Genomic DNA, 18,764 nt, shown 5'->3' on the forward strand with positions numbered 1-18,764 from the left:
CAAGGCTCTAGTGTACAATAATGACGTTAAAATACCTCAAGAAAATATTACTAATTAAAGTCCTTTTCTAACTTGAATTACCTGAATGGCAAACTGAATATATAACCTATATAGAAAAACAACTCGCGTAAGAAGAATGAACTTTTACTCTTCCATGTCTTATAAACGGAACTTTGCGTAGGTGATGAGTATGCTTCCATCCCAGTGTGTTTTGCCATTAAAATGGCTCTTTTCATATGCAAAGGATCACTTACAATCGTAAAGGTATTGAAGTTCTGCTCAACCGCAATGTCATAAGCGTATTGTAAATTCTCTTCAGTAATTTTAGACTTTGTTTCAATTAGAATATCTTCGGAATTGATATTGTTCTGAATAGCATAATCCCTTGCAACCTCGGACTCTGCATACTTCTCACCTTTCCCCTCGCCACCCGTAAAAATAATTTTATCGACATAATCATTTTCATATAGCCAAATAGCATGATTAATCCGCTCACGTAAAACAGGTGAAGGTTCATCATCCCAAACAGCAGCACCAAGTACCACAGCCACATCCGTTTTAACGTATTGAACTTTGTCACTAAAAGACCAAATGCTATAGGCTGAATAGCTTGTGAAAATAATAAAAATAACGATTACAGTTAAGACTAATCTTAATCCCAATTTTTTGGTCAGTTTAAATCAATCCTTTACAAAATTATACTGGTTGCTAATAATATACTTAATTTAACGATAAGCTACTCATCTAAGATTTTCATACGTAACATCTGAAGATAAAAGACAGCTATCAATCATCATCTTATTAATCTTAGTGCTATCTTTTCAATGCTTGATCATAAACCAACTCTTTAATAATCCTCAAGGTATTTTAATGCCCAATGCGCTTACAAGGTTTTCTTCCCTTGACAAAAATACATAATCCAGACAAACTAAAAGTACGATTAATAAGGATTGGCTTTACTCGTGGCACTTAGTTCATGCGTAATGCATTCTTCGTAGAGGAACTGACGGCGATTAGTCCATCCGTTCCTTTTTCTATGTCTTCCCATTCTTATTATACAAAATAAAAACAGAGCCCATCATAAACATCAGCTCTACTAATATACACTACCTTTAGAAAACGAAGGGATGAAAAATAATGAGTGAATATACATTTAAAGGATTTAGTTGGTCAGAATTGGCTGAATGCTGGGGATTAGAGGTAAAGGAACAACCATTTATCGTAGATACAAATGATGGAGAAACGCTTAACCTCGGAAATACTTCCGAAAAGATTGAGAAAATGTATCATATTAATGGAACAACTATGAAAATAACGTTAACCAACGAGGAAGAAGTGCAAGCGGAGAAAATTAAACAATTCATTTGGTCAAATATTACAGATGGACATGGTGAATTTAAAAACCCTCAAATACGAATAGATATACATAACTTTTTAAAAGCACTAATCACCGAATCAAAAAAACTAGACTATAACGCACCCGTCTTCGAAGGTTTGTTAAATATCGAAAATGATCATACATTAGCGTCTTGGATTACTTTAAATTTAGAAAAGTTGTGGACATAAGCTAACGCACAATTCAAAGACATTATGTAGTAGCTTGCTAAATTATTTATAGTTAACCACTTTAATTTATCTACTATTACAACATCCGAAAACTCCTTAGTTCCAATTAAACTTTATCCGCTTCACGGTTCAAGTTTGTCATGATCCGTCATGCCATTCACGTGCCACTAGCTTATATGTTAAAATATAGAAAACCGGCCCCAAAGGAGGAGATTATATGCCTATCTACAATAAGCTTGTGCGTGACCTGATTCCTGACATTATCAAAAAGGACAGTAAAACTTGTGTCACCTATAGATTGGATGACTCACAATACATAACAGAAGTGAACAAGAAGATGCATGAGGAATTGGTGGAATACGAGGAAACTATCACCCCGAACGATGCAGTTGAAGAACTGGCTGATTTGCTGGAATTGATTCACGCAGCGGCGAAGTTTCACGGGGTGACGGTGGAAGAGCTAGAAGCAGTGCGTGCGGAGAAAGCGGCTAAACGGGGTGGCTTCGGGGAGCGGATCTTTTTAGTGGAAGTAGAAGATAACTAAATTACGGTTAATTACTCAGAATTTGCTCGATGACAGCATTTCTTATAAAATCCGGCGTGAAGGAAGTGTTACCAGCCTTACGGGAAGCCGCCATGCGTAAGGTTGACATTAAAATACTGACTGATGACTATTTGTCCATCCCCCAACCGGATGCGGATGATGGAAAGTGGGGCACTTCCTTTCCCGCCTACAATCATATTGAAAAACTACTTTCCCGTCTTTTTGTAATATCAAGAACAATTATTTCGATTTAATCCCCGCACCACAAAGCGGAATCACTATTTTTTCTTCTAGCCCTTTCGAATACTTGAGATAGCCGGCATAGTTTACGGCTGATGTCACTTCCACGTAAAATCCTTTTGCACTTAGTTCAGCGCGCGCACTTACAATCTCCCCTTCTTCAATCGCCATAAATGTCCCATTGGTATTGCGGACCGCTTCCAAAATTTGTTTAGAACGCGCCGGCGCTGCAATCGCTATCCCTTCCGCTAACGTTCCGCTATTCGCAACAGCTTGTGCAGATGTATCTCCAGCTTGGTAAGCATTTGCAAGTGGCGCACAATTCGTGGCTTGAATGGCAACGATTTTTGGCATTTTTTCAATCAATCCATTTTTCAATAACTCATTAAAGCCATAATATGCACCTAAAAGAAGCGTGCCGTTTCCAACGGGGATGATTAACGTGTCAGGGGCGCCTTTTAGTTGTTCATAAATTTCATAGGCATATGTTTTCGTACCTTCATAGAAGTAAGGATTATATACATGGCTGGCGTAAAAAACATTTTCTTCCTCTACCGCTCGTTGGGCTGCGGCGGCAATGTCTTCTCGCGTCCCGTGAATTTGTTTAATGGTTGCACCGTGTGCTTTGACTTGCGCAATCTTTTTTGGTGAAGTTTCATCGCTCAAATAGATATCACACGCGATGTTGCAACGTGCCGCATAAGCTGCAATTGCCGTTCCAGCATTCCCACTGCTATCCGCAATGACTTTGGAAACGCCTAATTCCTGCGCTTTCGTCATTAACACAGCGGCTCCTCGATCTTTAAAGGATAAGGTCGGCATCATATATTCCACTTTGACATAGGTATTAGGTTCTTGAGGGTCCAGCACAATGAGAGGCGTTTGCCCTTCTCCCATTGTGACCTGTTCCCATGTCTTAGAATCTTTGGTGAATGGCATCGTTTCCACATAACGCCATAACGAGTTCGGATAGTTATTCCAAGCCGTTATATCAATAGTTGGCGCCACTTTCACTAAATCAAAAACGCCACCACACGCGCATCGCCATAAAGTTGGTGTGATCGTATATTCTTTCTCACAATCATTGCAGCGGTATCGTTCCATTTTTTCATCCCCCTCCAACTATGTTTTTCTCTTCATGATCGTTTTAAGCCCCACTGCTTATGGGAAGAATAAAGATAGTCTCTTTTGTAAACCTTCCACTACTTGTTCTGGCATTTCCTTGACCTTGATATCCTCGCCTAAGAAAAGGAGCCAATTTGTGATTTCGCTCAATTCTTCGGGATGCTGCACATTGATAAACGTCTTTAGGATGGCGGTCGTTTGAAAAGGATTCGTATAGGAAATGGAAACGGTTAATGGATGGTGCTTTTTGAACTGGGCAATCGCCTGTGGACCAAGTTCAATGACCAAATTGATTGCTTCTTCCTGCTTACTCAGTTGTTCTACTATCCTTTTCTTATTCAATCGTTTTTTCACAGGATCTAGTTGGACATCAGCAAGATGGTCTACAGGAAAAATCCGCCTCTGTTCACCCTTTACATCAAAGCCTTCAATGAACCAAAAACCTTTTTCATGGTACAAATGCAAGAGATAAATTTGATAACACTTTACATCCTTCCCTTCATTCACGGTAATCAATAAATGGCGATCCATTAGAAGGAGTTGAATAAGTTTTTCTAACATGGGATGTGGAAGGTCTGACAAATCCAGTAGGTCAGGATTCGCAGGATTGGTTCCTTCAAAAAGCAGGAGTTGATTTAACAGTACAAGGTCATCTTGTTGGTTTTCAGAGATGAGTCCTAGTAATTTTTCAGCTAACGATTGGCGACTCTGTAAATAAGGGAGTTGGTTATTTCTTGTGGCCATAAAAGCGATAAAAAGCGCTTTGACCTCGGTATCAGTAAAGCGAACGGCTGGGAGAACCGAATTGTTCATGACAAAATAACCGCCAGCCCTTCCGACTTCAGCGACAAGGGGCATTCCCATCGATTCAATTTCTCGGATATCCCGAATGGCGGTTGAACGAGAAACGGTAAATTCCTGCATGATTTCAGAAATTGTGAAGTGGGCACGATTGTTGATATACCGCATGATGACATTAATACGTTCAACTTTTTTCATCGGGACCTCCTAAACAGGTTCATTTTTTGACACGTTTTATCGTTATTATAAACCCATCGAGTGAAAAGACAATTCATTTGATTAATTTTTGAAAAAGGAAGGTTTTAAATATGGCAGATTATACAATCGAAGAAAAAGATGGCTTTACGGTTTTAGGGTTTGGGACTGAACTGAAGAGCGATTACACAGACTTTGCGGGCATAACACAGGAAAAGGCTGACTTTTGGCAATCCGTAAACCAAGACGGAACACTTGACCGTTTAAAAGCCGTTGCGACAAATGACAACATTTTTGCGGTGAATGAAGCGGTAAATAATAAGATGATGCATTATGCCGGTGTCATGACAAATGAAACATTACCGGAAGCGTCCAGAGTCATCCAATTTCCGAAGGGTGAATATGTAATCGTGAAAGGCGAAGCAAAAACGGCTGAGGAATTGAGTAACATGTTAACGGGGATCGCTTTTGGTCAAGTCTTGCCAGAAGCAACGGATGTTGCCTATGTTGGCGGGCCGAATACAACGGTTGAAATGGGAGAACGAAACGGCTTCGTTTTTGGTGAAATGTGGATTCCTGTTGTGAGGAAGTAAGAAATCGATTATGCAGCGTCCAGTGCGCCAAAAGTTTGCTTTCTAATATGATTAATAATTGTATGATGATTTTACAGAATGAATAACCACAATACTCTAAACGTAAATAGGAGGACTCCATGGGACGATTAATTCATTTCGAAATTCACGTAGATGATATGGAGCGAGCAAAACAGTTTTATGGTGAAGTATTTGGATGGTCATTTCAAGATTGGAGTGATTATGCGGGAATGCCTTATTTCGGTGCCGTTACAGGTGATGACAAAGAACTTGGAATCAACGGAGCCTTGATGCAACGACAAAGTGCACCACCCGAAGTAGGACAAGCTTTAAATGGATTTGCTTGTACAATGGGTGTGGAAAATTACGACGTAACGGAAGAGAAGATTTTAGCGAATGGCGGTACCGTCGCCAAGCCTAAACATCCCCTTCCCGGCATGGCGTGGCAAGGATATTATCTAGACTCAGAAGGCAATATTTTTGGAATCCATCAACCAGATGACAATGCCAAATAGGGTTAAAAAGAGGGTGGACACAGAAATCGATTCTGATTTCTGTGTCCGTCCTTTTCCCCTAGTCGGCACTTAACAGAAGTTTTAATGACGAGTGATAAGCATTTATTATAAAAGAGATAGGCAGCTAATTATTCATTAAACGATCATGATAGTCAACTACATATCCTGGAAGAAATATAGCTCTTTCCCGAAACCTGTGCTTGACTAGGAGCCATACTCAACCCGATCCATATTACACTCCAGTAAAATGGTTTCTTTCATCTGCTCAAAATCAACCTATATACTGCGGCAAGTTTAGTAGTCTCAATAACATTGCAAAATGGCCCATACTTTATCAAAAGCTTTATTTTTACAGTCTTGCTCGCGAATCCAGAAATAGAGTTTACCACTGTCGCCCCACATATAGCCGAGATTCTCTTCGGAATCAAGCTGTAGAAGCAGTTGCCAATCTTGTACGTTAGGTTCTAGCTCCTTGCACAAAGGATGTTCGTAGCCTGTAGAATCGCCACAATACAAGCCGTTCGTCACTAACTCGCATTGCAAGTACATATCTCATTGAATCGTATTAGGATATCCATGAATGCGATGTGCCGTGTTTTCTGTTTCATCTCTCCATAAGAAGTCATCGTAAGCATCTGCCTGTTTTTCCGTTAAAAGGTCTATGAGTTTTTGACCATCGGGCGATCCCCATGACGGCAATGTCCATTCGTTTTTAAAGGACAGTACCGCGCTATCAATAGACTCCTTTAGAGTTGAGGGTTGTTCCGTACGCTGAAAAACCGCTTGCGTGAAATAGAAAACATGAAAGCCATCTTCATCATTTGGATCATAACCCCAAGGCTGCTCCACAGCATCATAGAAAAAGGATAATAGCCCCTCTGTAGGCAGGATATGATTCGAATCAAAAGGCTTCACCTCCGCCAAATTTAGCTGGCAAAGAAAATAGAGCGGTTGCCCAGTCTTTGTTTATGGCCAGACAAAATCTGTCGGTGTATCAGGCACTCCCCCAATTTTAGAATGTCCCATTCGAATGTCTTCATCCGCAGTTGGTGTCGCTATCGCGCGAATTGAACGTTTAGCGAATTGTAAAATTTGCTCCGCGGCTTCTTCAAGCCCAAAACTATGTAATGCTGTGCGTAATTTTTCCATATCCATAGCCCCCCTATTCCCATTCACACTCTCATAATTACAGTATTGTAACTCCTTAGAATTATTGCCGCCAGTTAAGCAAAAAGGCAGGGAGCAATGGATGATTTGGATTACAGCGTTTGGCTGATGTAATTTCCAACCTTTCTTCGTCCTCATCATCCGTTACTGAAATAAGTGCAAAAATATTTTCATCAATAATGCCCTCTTGTTTTAATTCGTACATTGCATCGCTCATGGCCTCATGGATTTCCACTATATGTGCTGCATATTGTTCATCAGCATCTAATGCGTTATCTGCATGATCTACTCTATCAAATAGCTCATGGCTCATTTTTCGAATCAGGTCCGTATCACTTTCATGTAAAAATTCATCTTTTAAAAAGCGAAAGTTTTCTGGATCGTCCTGATAATTTTCTCCGATTTGCAGAAGTGATTTTTCCGTTCCCATTGTTAAATAGAGGCTACCACAATCACTGTCTGTCACGAGTACAACTGCATATATTTGTTCGTCCTTTAAAGTCTCGTACATAGCTGTATAGGCTTCATGTACAGCTAATTTGATTTTCTGTTTCATCTATACATCACTCCTCGTATTGTCAAAATATGAATCAGGATTTTTTATCTTTCTTCCTCACGAATGTATCCTAGCTTTAATCAAAGTCGGAATAAAGAACGTACTGCTTACATTCTAAGCATTGAAATAGATAGCCTTGATGTGAGCCATTATTGCGTAGGCTAAAAGCTAATTCTTCGTTTGTATAGTCCTCATGTTCTATTTCTTCTGTGACCCCCATTTCAACGAGTTCATCCCAGCCAACATAACCAATGAATGCGCAATAATCCGTACAATGAGCTACCCAATTATTGCCCTGCCAACTAATATAGCCAGGTGTTCGATGCAGCACTTCATCTGTATAGTGCTCACTTTTAACAAGCTCTGGATTTAGTAAATCTTGTTGAAACTCTCCGTCAAATTTTTCGGCAGCTAGTCCACTATGAATACAGCTTGGACAAAGATATTCCACTTCCTCCACCGCATAAATCCCGCCTGTATAATAAATGTCCACTTCCTGCTCACAGCAATCGCAAACAACCCGTTCACCCGTTTCAAAAATATTCGATTGCAATGGGTTTGGCATATATTTAAATGTCGGTAATGGGGTTTTCAGCTCTGATGCCTCCTGAATAACGCGTGGCAATAATGGCTTTACATTTTGTGGATTGTCAATCCAATATTTAATCGCACCGTATTTTTTCTGATCCTTTTTATTGCGTAAATCCATGACGGATGTAAAAATTTTATAGGCCTCATCATACATTTGCAGCATGCAGAAAATCTCGACGAGCATGCGCAAATTTACCTCTGTTGGCTCCGCTTTTTGAACTTGCTCCCTAAGCTTATGCATGGCGTTAATGGCTTTGGCATTCTTTGCGTCAAACGTCTTTCTTTGCCCTTGCCATTGCGCAATAAGATTTTCCGGCATTTCTTTTCCACCTCTTGACTACGATTTAAAAATTAATAAAATCTCCTCTTAATCCAACTCTGACCGCGAAAACAAATCCCGTATTAACACATCATCTTCGCACGCAGCCTTAAACCCCAGCGCAAATTGTTTCAGTGACTCGCCATCCTCCGAATAAGCACAGAACATATCTGCCTCTGGATCAAAATGAACTCGTCCTTCCAAATCCGGCATGACTTCGTCTATAAATACGGCGGCCAAAGAGCCCCAGTCATACCCATTACCTTCAAACCCTTCATCAATCCGCCCGGCAAAAACCTCATTTTTATAGCTTCCCGCATTCAATATCAACGACACTGAACTAGCATGGGCAACCCATCTGAAAGGCAACAGTGCTTCTTCGTCTACAACCGTATTCTGCATTCCCTGATTCTCTCCAAGGATATCTCCAATCGACTGTATAAACATTTTAGCTTGCTCGTCCGTTGGATCTAGTCGATAAGCATTCTCAAAATATCGGAGCGCTTCTTCCTCTCTGCCAGCATAATAATAGGCATAGCCTAATCGATAGTGCCAGAGTGAATCCGTTTCTCCTTCGTCCCGTACACCCGACAGTAAGATAATCGCCTTGCCATATTGCCCAACATTATTATAAGCACGTGCCAAGTGGCCTGTAAGTTCATACTCCAACTTGTCAAGAGCCGTTTTTGTCAGTTCTTGAATAATCAACTCATGCTGCTCCTCATTAAACCACATATCCAAATTCTTCAATTGTTCCTTGTTCACAAACTCCACTCCCTTTCATCTCACTTATGTTTGTTGATGGTGCATGGACGCGATTGAGCAATCCGGGCACACTTCGATATACAGCGTTCCTTCGCTATATTCCATGACGGTATCCCATTGAATTTGTGCTACATATTTCATCGGCTGGCTGCAATCTGGACAAGTGATGTATTGCGCATCCTGCACCCAAGAAGCAAAACCGCCAATCGTATTGAGATCCTCACTCCCTGCACCATAAAAAAGGGGTACGGGCGTTTTTTCTAGTCTATAGGAATTTGAACATAGCGCTTTTAACGTATCTTCTTCGATATAATTTTCCAGATCATCTATCAATTCATTATAAGGAAAGACCGGTGTACTACCGCCATCCCGCGTAAATCGACTGAAGACGGCTTCCGAATAACAACAGCAATTTGGGCAACACGTTGCGGTGAAAATCCCGTCAATCCCGAGAAACTGTAACCGTTCGTCCCGTCCATCCAACATGAGCATATCGACTAATGGGCAGCCACAATGCGGACAGCTATCCTCACGTAATCGTCCAATAGTAGCTGCTGTGTCTGCCCTGTTATCGCTCTTTTCCATTGCATAGCAAGTAGCATAGTTCAACTCACGACGATTGCCCTCTTGGTCAAATGTCCAACCTGCCACTTGGGCATAGACAGATGGATTGGCGTATAATTGTGCACGCCATGGTTGAGGATTCCGCTCAAGCTCCAATAACGTTTCCAGTGCCTGGTCATCCCCTTGCATCGCTAGACAACACATCAGCTCACTCGCCTCACGTGGATCTGTTGCCTCCACTAGCGATATGATGAGCCTATCACGTACATCTGCCGGTGCTTGGTAATAAAGCCGTTCCAACGAAAAAACCTTTGCTTCCACTGCCACTCGCTGTAACGCTGGCGGATACATTCCATGGACTTCCAACAAATTACAGCACATTTCATATTCATCCGTATCCCAGTCCTCTAATCGATCCACATGCGCAATCAGCTGTTGGATTTTGCTAGCAATCTGCTCTTTTGTCCATGCCAATACTTCGTTTCTATCTTGCTCCGACTGGCACTTCCAACAGATCCCTTTAAAACCAATCGACGTGCCACAATGATCACAATGATGATTCATTCTTATATCCCCCTCTATTATATTAATCCGCATCAACCCATAAATGATGTTTTTGACAATGCAGGCACCGAAATAGATAGCCTGCCATCGAGCCCACTTTCACTAAATACTCTCCTATATCAGCGTATTCGTCACGCGCCTCATAGTCAGCAACGACCTCATCCGCAATCCCCATCGCTTCCAGCTCTGCCGTCCCGACATCACCAAGATAGGCACAAAAATCATCACAACAAGCAAGCCAGTATTCCCCTTGTCAGCTGACATAGCCGGGTGTTCGTTCAAGCAATTCCTTATGTTTCTCTGGATCAGAAACCTTGTCCATTTCCGCATCTTGTATAAATTCTACCCTCAAATTTCGCTGCCGCCGCCCCACTCGCAATGCAGGATAGGCAAAGACAATGAATATCCGCTACGCAATACATCGTAGGATAATAGAGGCTAACCGACTCTTCACAACAATTACAAATCCCATCTCCCGCTTCAAGCACATCAATATCTCTTATATTGGGACTATACTTGAAGTAGATTTCATCGTCGTTCATCTTTATCCTCCTTGCTCTATGAACGCTCTTTATCCCTTGCTTCTACCTTTACAAACAATTCAACCATCGACTTCTTATGTCATAAAATCAATGAAGTTTCTTTTTTACAGCAATTATCCAGGTACTTTGAAAAAACAACGACTGAAATTCGTTTATTTACAATCAGTGTAGCTTGTTCAAACAAAGTATTTTTATCATTTCTGTTAAAAGTACTTGCAGGTTACGCTACGTCACCATTTATTCTATATACATACTATTTATGTATTTGGAGGTATCGTCTTGAACAATCGTGAATTATTTTTTAATCAGTCGCCATGGTCATGGAAGGAATTTATCCAACTTCTTGTTCTCGTATTAGTTTTAGTCCCTTTTTTCGTTGAGTATTTATTGATGAATTACTTGTCAGGGTTATTTCAAAATGACTTGTATGCTGGTACTTTGGTTGGTTTTATTATGTCTATCATTTTTATGTCGGGACTTTATTTAATCGCGTTAAAACCCAAACGGCTCTCTTGGCATGATGTAGGTCTAAATCATTTCCCTCTGAATTATTGGGGGCCGATTGCTGGCTGGACAGTTGTTTTAATTATCGTTAGTATTTTGTTAGTCTTGGCTATGGCTCTAGTGGGGATAGGTGTTGAGAATAGTAAAACGGAGAGTATCCAATCTCACATAACACCTGTAAATTTCCTAATTGCTTTTGTATCAGCAAGTATCATTTCCCCCCTATACGAAGAGATATTTTATCGGGGGTTTCTTTATAGATTGTTGAGAAGTAAGCTTGGAATTACTATTGGAATGCTCGTTAGTTCTTTCATTTTCATGATTGTACATCTTCCAACATATAACGTCCTACCAGTTACCTTTGTATCTGGATTAGTCTTTTCTTGGACCTACGAAAAGACGGGTTCTGTGATTCCAGGCATCATTATTCATGGCACCTTTAATGGAATTGCTCTTATACTCACTACCTTTTCATGAATAAAAAGTCGCTGGATTCAAACACCGCTTGCAATTGCAGCGGTGTTTACTCATTCCTCGACTTGGAGAGCCTGCTCGATAAATTCGAGGATGGCGGGTTGAATTGGATAGAGTCTTAAATCCTCTGATGCTTTTTCGGATTTTCGAACTTCCCAGAACTTATCCATCAATTGTTGGTCTCCCTGGAATGTTTCTTCTGATAGGATGTTCATATCATCCATGATGAGCTGCATTTCTTTCGATTGTGGAGATAGTTCCTTATCCATGCACATTTCAATCCGTTTGATTAGATTCATCCATTTTTTTGTCGTTGAATTGTCCTTTTCAAGCTTGGGAAGTTGCTCTATCAATCGTTGTTTTTCATCTTCCGTGAAATATTGTTGCCAATCACGTTCATTTTCTTGGTTGACGACTAAAGCAAGCAGGTCTTCCCAATTGATAGATCCTTCCAATTTCAAAACATTTAATAAGGAAGTTGTGTGTTGAATCGATTTTTGTACGTTATCTGCTTGTTCTTCCAATAAAGATTTATGTGCCAATAAGATAGATGTAATGGATTTTTCCGTTACAATTTTTTTACAATCTTCAAGAGAGAGTGATAGTGATTTTAAAAGCAGTATTTTTTCAAGTGCTACAATATCTTGCTCTGAATAAAAACGTTTACCTCCTTCCTCTTTTTTGGAAGGTTGGACAAGACCAACCTGATCATAATACCTCAGCGTTCTAACAGACACGTTCAGACGTTTCGATAATTCTCCTGTTGATAAATACATCATACATACCTCCGATTTGGCAGTGAATATTCCCCTTTTTCTTTTCGGAAAGGCACCACATCATAATAGGTACTTTTTTCACTACTGCGATTTCCCTTGACAGACGACACTTGTAGATTTCATCATCGTTCCTCTTCCTCCTCCAACATTGCTCGCCCTAGCTCTGATCTCTCGCTTGCATTTTCGCATTCAGTTCTTCCATGTCCATGTCAAACATCACACTATCATTGGTGATCACTTGAAAATAAAACTGTACTTTTTTCTTGCCAAACTGTTGCTCCAACTCGTCCCATTGTTCAGCCGACAACAGTACGAATGCCAATGTATCTCCACCTAAAGACTCCATAAACCAACGAATCTGATGATGCGGCGCAATCATCTCCTGCATCGCCCGAATCGCACTGTCTCTGTCCGTCTTATCATCAGCGAAAGGGATGGTCATGCTTTTTTCTTTCGATGTCAGCACAATATCGACTCCCCTTGGCTTATCAATTTCTTTTACTTCACAAACAATCTTAGTAGTTTCAGATAAGTGGTCATTAAAGTAATCGATTAAATCCTCTTCATATTCCCGCCAATCAATCCAGACAAGTAACTCATCCTCTTCCCAGAGCTTGTCCAATGCTTCTTCTGTTGGCTCGTGTAAAAATGTAGCGATTTCCTGTTGTTTATTCATAACGCCTCTCCTCACCAATGGTTAGTTCAGCTACGATTGCTTGACACTGGGTAGCAATTTCCCGCATCTCCTCTTCCGAACAAAACTCCGCCAAGTCATAACGTAGAGGCTGTTGGATAAAATCAGCCATCCAGTTTTTCAGCAACATTACATCTTCCTGTTCCGCCTTTATAGTTATAATCGCCGCCTCTTCCTTATGAGTATTATCCAAATCCATCACACGAATCTGTCCATTCTTCTGACATTCCAATAAAATCGCCGCCACATCCATCAACAAATTAATGGCACAGTGGATATCAAGCCGAAACCCTTCCCCAAAAGCATAATAAACATCTGTTGTTTGACGTATATCTTCCATTTCTCGCGTAGCCGTTAATTGAAAGTCTTGCAGAATCGTTTTCAACTGGATTTCTACTGGCATACCATGCCGAAATCCCCTATCAGTCAAGTAGTCAATCAAACTACATGTATCATCGGTTCCGCCAACATATTTGTTCCACCATCGCTCAATATACAGACCCATTTCCATTCCCTGCTCTCTTCTCTACTTGTTTATGACGCTGGCTTCCAAAGCACTGTTGGAATTTGATGATACGGGGGCGTGTCATCACGCTTTGGTGCAAAATCCTCATCTTCGGCCACCTGCAGCCCGCTTTGAAATAGTCCGGCACCTGCTTTTTCTTCGATTTTCGCCAATAGCTCTGCATCCGTACGGTTCACAGAATCTTCGGGTGTCTGCTCCAGTCCACCGAACTCTTCATAATAATAGCTTGGTTCCATAAGCCAATAGACCATCCGAGCAGTCGCGATATCGCAATGTGGGTGCATCAGTACTTGTTCGATCGCCCAAGCACCATCATCATAATTGTAGTCTACAAGCAAACTATGTAACTCTTCTGCATCATCAATCGCCGCCATTTGCTCAGCAATCTCATTTTTAAATGACTCAAAACCCACTTTTCGCTGGCGCACATAAGCGTGATAAAACCCCTCTCCCTCATGCCCCTTCATACTTTTATCAAACTGGTCCTGAGCCATTTCAAAATAATAATCATCTCCAGCGCATATCGCCCATTGCATCATGCTCGCCAATTCATTTTCCCGTTGTTCACTAATCATTCGCTCATTTCCTCCTCCTTTCTAGTTGTCCTAATAATCCAATTATACAGAACATACGTTTCCACTTCAAGAAATATAGTTGCTCACCATACAAAAAAGTCGAAACATTGACCTCTCATCTGTTTCGACCTCACTTTCATCCCACCTCTAAAGAAGTTGGCTTTCTCGTTCGGAAAATCGGTAAAATCATTACAGACCTGATCCTCAGCCCACTCCGTTTGTTGCTGATAACACGCAAGGAATTCTGCCTGTTCCTTTGGGGCTTGTGATAAATCAAATACCATCAAGTCACAGCTCATGTTTACCTATCCTTGCTACCTCTCCTTGCATTGCTGACGATGTACAAGTATACTAATTCACTGGCATTTCCCAACCAGATTCTTCATCCCAAATGGCATCGGTATCATCTAGATGCACACGCCAATCCCCATCTGCAATACTCCTTCTAATCTCTGTTAAGCAGGCGAGCCAATACAATAATGCGTCCAGTGTATCTTCAAAGTCATCAGAAAGGGGGAGCTTCGTTGAACCTGAAAAAATCACAGTCGGTTCGGTCTCATCAAAATCATAGATATAGAAGGTTTCTCCAACGTCTTTTAACGTAAATTCTGCATTGTATTGATCAATAATTGTTGTTATTGCCTGCTCTTCACTACTAGTAAGCTTTTGCGCTCTCTCACAAGTGTAATAAATCGAAACACCCATATTCTATCGCTCTCCTTTTATTTATGTATGGTTTAAAAACCCGCCATTCGGCAATAAATCTCCGGATTCAGAAATGATAACTTGTGTGACTTTCCACAATAATATAAAACTTTCTTTTCCATCTAATTCTAACACAAATAATTCCCTATTTATCCAAGTTTTGAAGTTGATTTTGTTAAATAATTGTTACGCCTTCAGTTTTAATAATTCTGTCTCCCCCCTGTATCATCTAAAAATACATAGCTTTCCTTGCGTACTAAAGTAGCATTAGCTTATAGTAAATGTGTGGAGATGAAGGATATCGAACTTTGAAATGAGGACTTCATATGATATGCGGATCTAAATGCTTCCTTGTGGAAATGGAACTCGACGGAACAAAGCAAATCAAGCAAGTCACTGCAAGAACCCCCGTCGGTGCTAGAAAAGTAATTAGAGGGAAATACGGAGCGGAAGTGGAGATTTTGTCGGTGAAAAAGGAGCGGCGGAATCATTAATTTTTCTGTTCTTTACTTATTTAACGTACGTCTTCAATTTGGCTATTTATAAATATCGATTAGAAAAAATACCCCCATAGGCTTTAAGGAAAAACCTACGGGGGGCCATATTACTGTTTTTTTACAATTCCTTGGACTTCGTTCAATTGCTGCTTCATCAAGTCTAACTGTTCTTTGTTTTGCGGAACCGCATCCATATGCTCATTATGTTGTTCTGCATTTATATATGCCTTTTCCGCACGTGATATTGCATTGAACGCATGCTCAACTGCCATCTCTTCCGGATGCGACATCGCTTGCTTTACCGCACGATTTGCCTTTTGTACGGAATTGCTGAAAAAAGCACTCGGATGATCCTTTTTCCAACTTATATCTGAGTCCTTAGCCATTTATACCTCTTCCCTTCCTGCAAATAAGATAAGTTCCAGCGGCCTTAGTATTGTAAATTATCCTGAAAATATGCACGGGATGAAGCTTTTAAATCCGATTGCATGTAATTTTTCTGTAATTACTAACATAAAGTGACACCTTTTTAAACTCAACACTAAAATCTGTTCTTGTTATTTTTTTCGATTGCTATACAGGCTTGGTACTGCAGACGGCGACTCTACAGGAAAAGCCCCTCAACGAGGAGGATGAAGCCATGCCCGTGGAAAGCATCCCTCATACAGGTAGCCTTACTCTTCCTGCTCTTCCCCATTCAACACCAACTTAAATTGCACATCCGCTTTTAAAGAATCCGACACTGAACAATATTTCTCTTTCCCAAGACGAATAGCCCGCCACACTTTCTTACTGTCGATATCCCCCTCAATCAGAAATGTCACCTCAATCGCTATAAAACCTTTAGGAGGTTCTTCCTTTCTTGTTCCATCCGTGACAATTTCGATTTTGCTAATCTTTTCTAGATGAGGTCTTAAAATCATCGTCACATCGATTCCAATACACCCCGCTACGGCACCAAGTAGCATTTCGGTAGGTGTAGCGCCCTTCCCTAGGCCTCCATATAGTTCTGTCGCATCCATATTAATGTCATATCCTGAATCGCCGACTGCAGTAAAAGCACGTCCGCCTGTCCATGTTGTCATTACTTGCATAACTATCCACCCTTTCTTAGTAGTTCAAATTAGTTCCCGGACCGACCGGAATACCGAGTACATACCAAATGATAAAGAAGAATGTCCAGCTAATGAGGATGATAATCGAATAGGGCAACATGAGTGATATCACTGTCCCCACGCCATTTTCTTTGCCATAGCGCTGTGCAAAAGCTACCACAAGCGGAAAGAATGGCATCAGCGGTGAAATGATATTCGTCGCAGAATCTCCTACCCGATACGCCACTTGAGTCACTTCTGGCGCAATGCCCATCTGCATGAACATCGGCACAAAAACAGGCGCCATAATCGCCCATTTCGCTGAATCCGCAGCGATAAATAAGTTAATAATAGTCGTAATAAAAATCAGCGCCACAAGTAATGGTGCACCATCAAGATGAATGGCCTGTAAAAAATCGGCCCCTTTCACCGCAATGATGGTCCCTAAATTCGTATAATTGAATAACGCTACAAATTGTGCAGCGAAAAAGATTAATACAATGAATCCTGACATTGTTTCTAATGAAGCTGTCATTAAATTGGCGACATCTTTATCATTTTTGACCGACTTCGTCACGAATCCATAGACGACACCTGGCACTAAAAAGACTAGCATCATGATGAAAATAATACTGCTCATAAATGGCGACTTGATAATGCTGCCACCCTCGCCTCTCAAAATCCCGTTTTCCGGGAGAATAAGGAGTGCGATTACAATAACGGTAAGGAGAATGGAAAGATTCGCCCAGAACAGCCCTTTTTTCTCCAAAGCGGAGATTTGGTTTTGATGTTCCATCGGTTCGCTTGGTACGTATGTCCCCAATTTGGGCTCGATGAGTTTATCCGTCACAAGCGTTCCGATAATGACGATGAGGAAGGTCGAAACGAACATAAAGAACCAGTTATCGGTTGGGTTCACAACATACCCGACATCCAATATATGTGACGCCTCTGTTGTAATTCCGCTTAGCAACGGATCGTTCGTCCCCAAAAACAGGTTAGCCGAATAGCCTCCCGCAACACCGGCAAACGCGGCAGACAAACCCGCCAACGGGTGCCGTTTAAACCCTAAAAAGATGATAGCGCCAAGTGGTACAAGCACAACATACCCAACAGAAGCAGCAACGTTGGACAATACCCCCATCAGCACGACAATCGGTGTCACAAATTTCTTAGGTGCTTTTGTCACCGTATTTGTCATTAACGCACTGATATATCCGCTTTTCTCCGCAACTCCAACCCCAAGCATAGCTACAAGTACCGGTCCAAGTGCCACGAAAGAAGTAAAGTTTGCGACAACATTTGAAAACATATAGGCAATGCCTTCAGGCACAAGCAAACTGACCGCCTTGACCGTCAGCATCTCAATTTGCCCTGTTTCATGATTGACCCCTTCAAAGCTGACGCCCGTCCCCATGACATAGAAAATATGCGATAAAGCAATAACAATTAACGTAAAAATCATAAAAATCGTAACCGGATGTGGCAGTTTATTTCCTTGTTCCTCAATAAAATTCAATAGCCGAACCGACTTGGATGGTTTTGATTGATCCATTCGGTCCCTCCTTTGTAAATAATGTAGTTATCAGTATACCCGCTCGACACTTATCGGAAACAAAATCTGATATTTACTGCCAACTACCTACAATCACCTAAATCACCCCAGACCTAAAACCTCCAGTACTTCTGAGTAACGGAACATCCGGGCATCATGTGCTGCATTATTACCAATTTGTTGGACATGATGAAGCGAGTCACGTACTTCCTGTGTTAACGACAACAGCTTGAAGCAGGAAAACTTGACAATATTTTCACAGTCGATGTATTTAGCGAAGGTATCGATATTCCACAAGTCGATACGTTGTTGTTTGTGCGACCGCTGGAATCATTGACTGTCTTTATACAGCAAATCAGTCGTGATTTGCGCATTGTAGATGAAAAATCGCATTATAGCCCGCCGCCCGAAAATAATCGCCCATTGTGGGACCGTGTTTGGATCGAGCCAAAATAGATCCGGGTCAAAGGATTGCTTGGCAGCGCCGGGTATTTGAGTCACTCCATGAAGTGAAGGATATTGTCCTGTATACAATGTCACTCGACTCGGTGAACAAGCAGAACTACCCGCTTAATGGTTAACAAATTCCATGCCGTTTTTTCGTAATAATTCATGTTCAACTAAATTTTCTTTTTGCCACTCCAGTAATGCATCAGTTTCGTAGACAGTCGGAAACCTTCTTGATCAACCATTACAAAAAGAATAATGGGTCGTTTC

The 18,764-nt window shown here is 41.1% G+C and carries 24 protein-coding genes and 3 pseudogenes; 8 read left to right on the forward strand and 19 right to left on the reverse strand.

Annotated features, from left to right (window positions below; all coding sequences use genetic code 11):
• Positions 1–77 precede the first annotated feature (77 nt).
• On the reverse strand, positions 78–662 hold the full coding sequence (locus MKY34_RS15960) for a YdcF family protein (RefSeq protein ID WP_342512113.1): 585 nt from the start codon (positions 660–662) through the stop codon (positions 78–80).
• 475 nt (positions 663–1,137) lie between these two features.
• On the opposite strand from MKY34_RS15960, the gene MKY34_RS15965 reads away from it, so the two are divergent.
• From MKY34_RS15965 to MKY34_RS15975, 3 genes are all read left to right on the forward strand, one after another.
• Positions 1,138–1,566, forward strand: a complete 429-nt coding sequence (locus tag MKY34_RS15965) for a hypothetical protein (RefSeq protein WP_342512114.1) — start codon at positions 1,138–1,140, stop codon at positions 1,564–1,566.
• A gap of 217 nt (positions 1,567–1,783) precedes the next feature.
• The gene (locus MKY34_RS15970; RefSeq protein WP_342512115.1) at positions 1,784–2,110 is read left to right on the forward strand and encodes a nucleoside triphosphate pyrophosphohydrolase; all 327 of its coding nucleotides are present in this window, start codon (positions 1,784–1,786) and stop codon (positions 2,108–2,110) included.
• 29 nt (positions 2,111–2,139) lie between these two features.
• The gene (locus MKY34_RS15975) at positions 2,140–2,364 is read left to right on the forward strand and encodes a hypothetical protein (protein WP_342512116.1); all 225 of its coding nucleotides are present in this window, start codon (positions 2,140–2,142) and stop codon (positions 2,362–2,364) included.
• Here the strand turns inward: MKY34_RS15975 and MKY34_RS15980 are convergent.
• Positions 2,351–3,454: a threonine synthase gene (locus MKY34_RS15980; RefSeq protein WP_342512117.1), complete on the reverse strand. Its 1,104-nt coding sequence runs from the start codon at positions 3,452–3,454 to the stop codon at positions 2,351–2,353. The two genes, MKY34_RS15975 and MKY34_RS15980, sit on opposite strands and share 14 nt — an antisense overlap.
• Before the next feature lie 57 nt (positions 3,455–3,511).
• Positions 3,512–4,474: an HTH domain-containing protein gene (locus tag MKY34_RS15985; RefSeq protein WP_342512118.1), complete on the reverse strand. Its 963-nt coding sequence runs from the start codon at positions 4,472–4,474 to the stop codon at positions 3,512–3,514.
• 110 nt (positions 4,475–4,584) lie between these two features.
• Here MKY34_RS15985 and MKY34_RS15990 point away from each other — a divergent pair, with 110 nt between their 5' ends.
• Both MKY34_RS15990 and MKY34_RS15995 read left to right on the forward strand, forming a co-directional pair.
• A complete protein-coding gene (locus tag MKY34_RS15990) occupies positions 4,585–5,064 on the forward strand; it encodes a GyrI-like domain-containing protein (protein WP_342512119.1) in 480 nt (159 codons plus the stop codon).
• 119 nt (positions 5,065–5,183) lie between these two features.
• The gene (locus MKY34_RS15995; RefSeq protein ID WP_342512120.1) at positions 5,184–5,579 is read left to right on the forward strand and encodes a VOC family protein; all 396 of its coding nucleotides are present in this window, start codon (positions 5,184–5,186) and stop codon (positions 5,577–5,579) included.
• A 303-nt stretch (positions 5,580–5,882) separates the two neighbouring features.
• Here the strand turns inward: MKY34_RS15995 and MKY34_RS16000 are convergent.
• The 7 genes and pseudogenes from MKY34_RS16000 to MKY34_RS16030 form a co-directional block, all read right to left on the reverse strand.
• Positions 5,883–6,530 (reverse strand): annotated as a pseudogene (locus MKY34_RS16000) (YwqG family protein); the annotation flags it as partial.
• Positions 6,531–6,545: 15 nt separating this feature from the next.
• The gene (locus tag MKY34_RS16005) at positions 6,546–6,728 is read right to left on the reverse strand and encodes a hypothetical protein (RefSeq protein ID WP_342512121.1); all 183 of its coding nucleotides are present in this window, start codon (positions 6,726–6,728) and stop codon (positions 6,546–6,548) included.
• Between the two features lie 61 nt (positions 6,729–6,789).
• Positions 6,790–7,302 carry a DUF4303 domain-containing protein gene (locus tag MKY34_RS16010; RefSeq protein ID WP_342512122.1) on the reverse strand — a complete coding sequence of 171 codons (513 nt, stop codon included), beginning with the start codon at positions 7,300–7,302 and terminating at the stop codon, positions 6,790–6,792.
• Between the two features lie 76 nt (positions 7,303–7,378).
• Positions 7,379–8,212, reverse strand: coding sequence for a CbrC family protein (locus MKY34_RS16015; RefSeq protein WP_342512123.1), 834 nt, complete (start codon positions 8,210–8,212; stop codon positions 7,379–7,381).
• Between the two features lie 48 nt (positions 8,213–8,260).
• Complete coding sequence (locus MKY34_RS16020) at positions 8,261–8,977, reverse strand: Imm51 family immunity protein (protein WP_342512124.1); 717 nt, start codon at positions 8,975–8,977, stop codon at positions 8,261–8,263.
• 24 nt (positions 8,978–9,001) lie between these two features.
• On the reverse strand, positions 9,002–10,105 hold the full coding sequence (locus MKY34_RS16025; RefSeq protein ID WP_342512125.1) for a hypothetical protein: 1,104 nt from the start codon (positions 10,103–10,105) through the stop codon (positions 9,002–9,004).
• A 305-nt stretch (positions 10,106–10,410) separates the two neighbouring features.
• Positions 10,411–10,647, reverse strand: coding sequence for a CbrC family protein (locus MKY34_RS16030; RefSeq protein WP_342512126.1), 237 nt, complete (start codon positions 10,645–10,647; stop codon positions 10,411–10,413).
• Between the two features lie 279 nt (positions 10,648–10,926).
• Here MKY34_RS16030 and MKY34_RS16035 point away from each other — a divergent pair, with 279 nt between their 5' ends.
• Positions 10,927–11,628: a type II CAAX endopeptidase family protein gene (locus MKY34_RS16035; protein ID WP_342512127.1), complete on the forward strand. Its 702-nt coding sequence runs from the start codon at positions 10,927–10,929 to the stop codon at positions 11,626–11,628.
• 50 nt (positions 11,629–11,678) lie between these two features.
• On the opposite strand, the gene MKY34_RS16040 is transcribed toward MKY34_RS16035, so the two are convergent.
• The 5 genes from MKY34_RS16040 to MKY34_RS16060 form a co-directional block, all read right to left on the reverse strand.
• Positions 11,679–12,401 carry a MerR family transcriptional regulator gene (locus tag MKY34_RS16040; RefSeq protein WP_342512128.1) on the reverse strand — a complete coding sequence of 241 codons (723 nt, stop codon included), beginning with the start codon at positions 12,399–12,401 and terminating at the stop codon, positions 11,679–11,681.
• A gap of 157 nt (positions 12,402–12,558) precedes the next feature.
• Complete coding sequence (locus MKY34_RS16045; RefSeq protein WP_342512129.1) at positions 12,559–13,077, reverse strand: hypothetical protein; 519 nt, start codon at positions 13,075–13,077, stop codon at positions 12,559–12,561.
• The gene (locus tag MKY34_RS16050; protein WP_342512130.1) at positions 13,070–13,606 is read right to left on the reverse strand and encodes an imm68 putative immunity domain-containing protein; all 537 of its coding nucleotides are present in this window, start codon (positions 13,604–13,606) and stop codon (positions 13,070–13,072) included. Before MKY34_RS16050 ends, MKY34_RS16045 begins: the two co-directional genes overlap by 8 nt.
• A 23-nt stretch (positions 13,607–13,629) precedes the next feature.
• Positions 13,630–14,196, reverse strand: coding sequence for a DUF4274 domain-containing protein (locus tag MKY34_RS16055; RefSeq protein WP_342512131.1), 567 nt, complete (start codon positions 14,194–14,196; stop codon positions 13,630–13,632).
• Positions 14,197–14,547: 351 nt separating this feature from the next.
• Positions 14,548–14,901, reverse strand: a complete 354-nt coding sequence (locus MKY34_RS16060) for a hypothetical protein (protein WP_342512132.1) — start codon at positions 14,899–14,901, stop codon at positions 14,548–14,550.
• 326 nt (positions 14,902–15,227) lie between these two features.
• On the opposite strand from MKY34_RS16060, the gene MKY34_RS16065 reads away from it, so the two are divergent.
• Positions 15,228–15,395, forward strand: a complete 168-nt coding sequence (locus tag MKY34_RS16065; protein WP_342512133.1) for a hypothetical protein — start codon at positions 15,228–15,230, stop codon at positions 15,393–15,395.
• Between the two features lie 110 nt (positions 15,396–15,505).
• Here the strand turns inward: MKY34_RS16065 and MKY34_RS16070 are convergent, their stop codons facing one another.
• The 3 genes from MKY34_RS16070 to MKY34_RS16080 all read right to left on the reverse strand — a co-directional run bounded on the left by MKY34_RS16070 (position 15,506) and on the right by MKY34_RS16080 (position 18,047).
• A complete protein-coding gene (locus tag MKY34_RS16070) occupies positions 15,506–15,784 on the reverse strand; it encodes a DUF2564 family protein (protein WP_342512134.1) in 279 nt (92 codons plus the stop codon).
• 288 nt (positions 15,785–16,072) lie between these two features.
• Positions 16,073–16,492 carry an OsmC family protein gene (locus MKY34_RS16075; protein ID WP_342512135.1) on the reverse strand — a complete coding sequence of 140 codons (420 nt, stop codon included), beginning with the start codon at positions 16,490–16,492 and terminating at the stop codon, positions 16,073–16,075.
• Between the two features lie 16 nt (positions 16,493–16,508).
• Positions 16,509–18,047 (reverse strand): AbgT family transporter, encoded by a 1,539-nt coding sequence (locus MKY34_RS16080; RefSeq protein ID WP_342512136.1) that lies wholly within the window; start codon positions 18,045–18,047, stop codon positions 16,509–16,511.
• Positions 18,048–18,269: 222 nt separating this feature from the next.
• Here MKY34_RS16080 and MKY34_RS16085 point away from each other — a divergent pair.
• A pseudogene (locus MKY34_RS16085) lies at positions 18,270–18,440 on the forward strand (helicase-related protein); the annotation flags it as partial.
• Between the two features lies 1 nt (position 18,441).
• Here the strand turns inward: MKY34_RS16085 and MKY34_RS16090 are convergent.
• A pseudogene (locus MKY34_RS16090) lies at positions 18,442–18,739 on the reverse strand (sulfatase-like hydrolase/transferase); the annotation flags it as partial.
• Between the last annotated feature and the right edge of the window lie 25 nt (positions 18,740–18,764).

The organism is Sporosarcina sp. FSL K6-1522, assembly GCF_038622445.1.
GTDB lineage: Bacteria > Bacillota > Bacilli > Bacillales_A > Planococcaceae > Sporosarcina.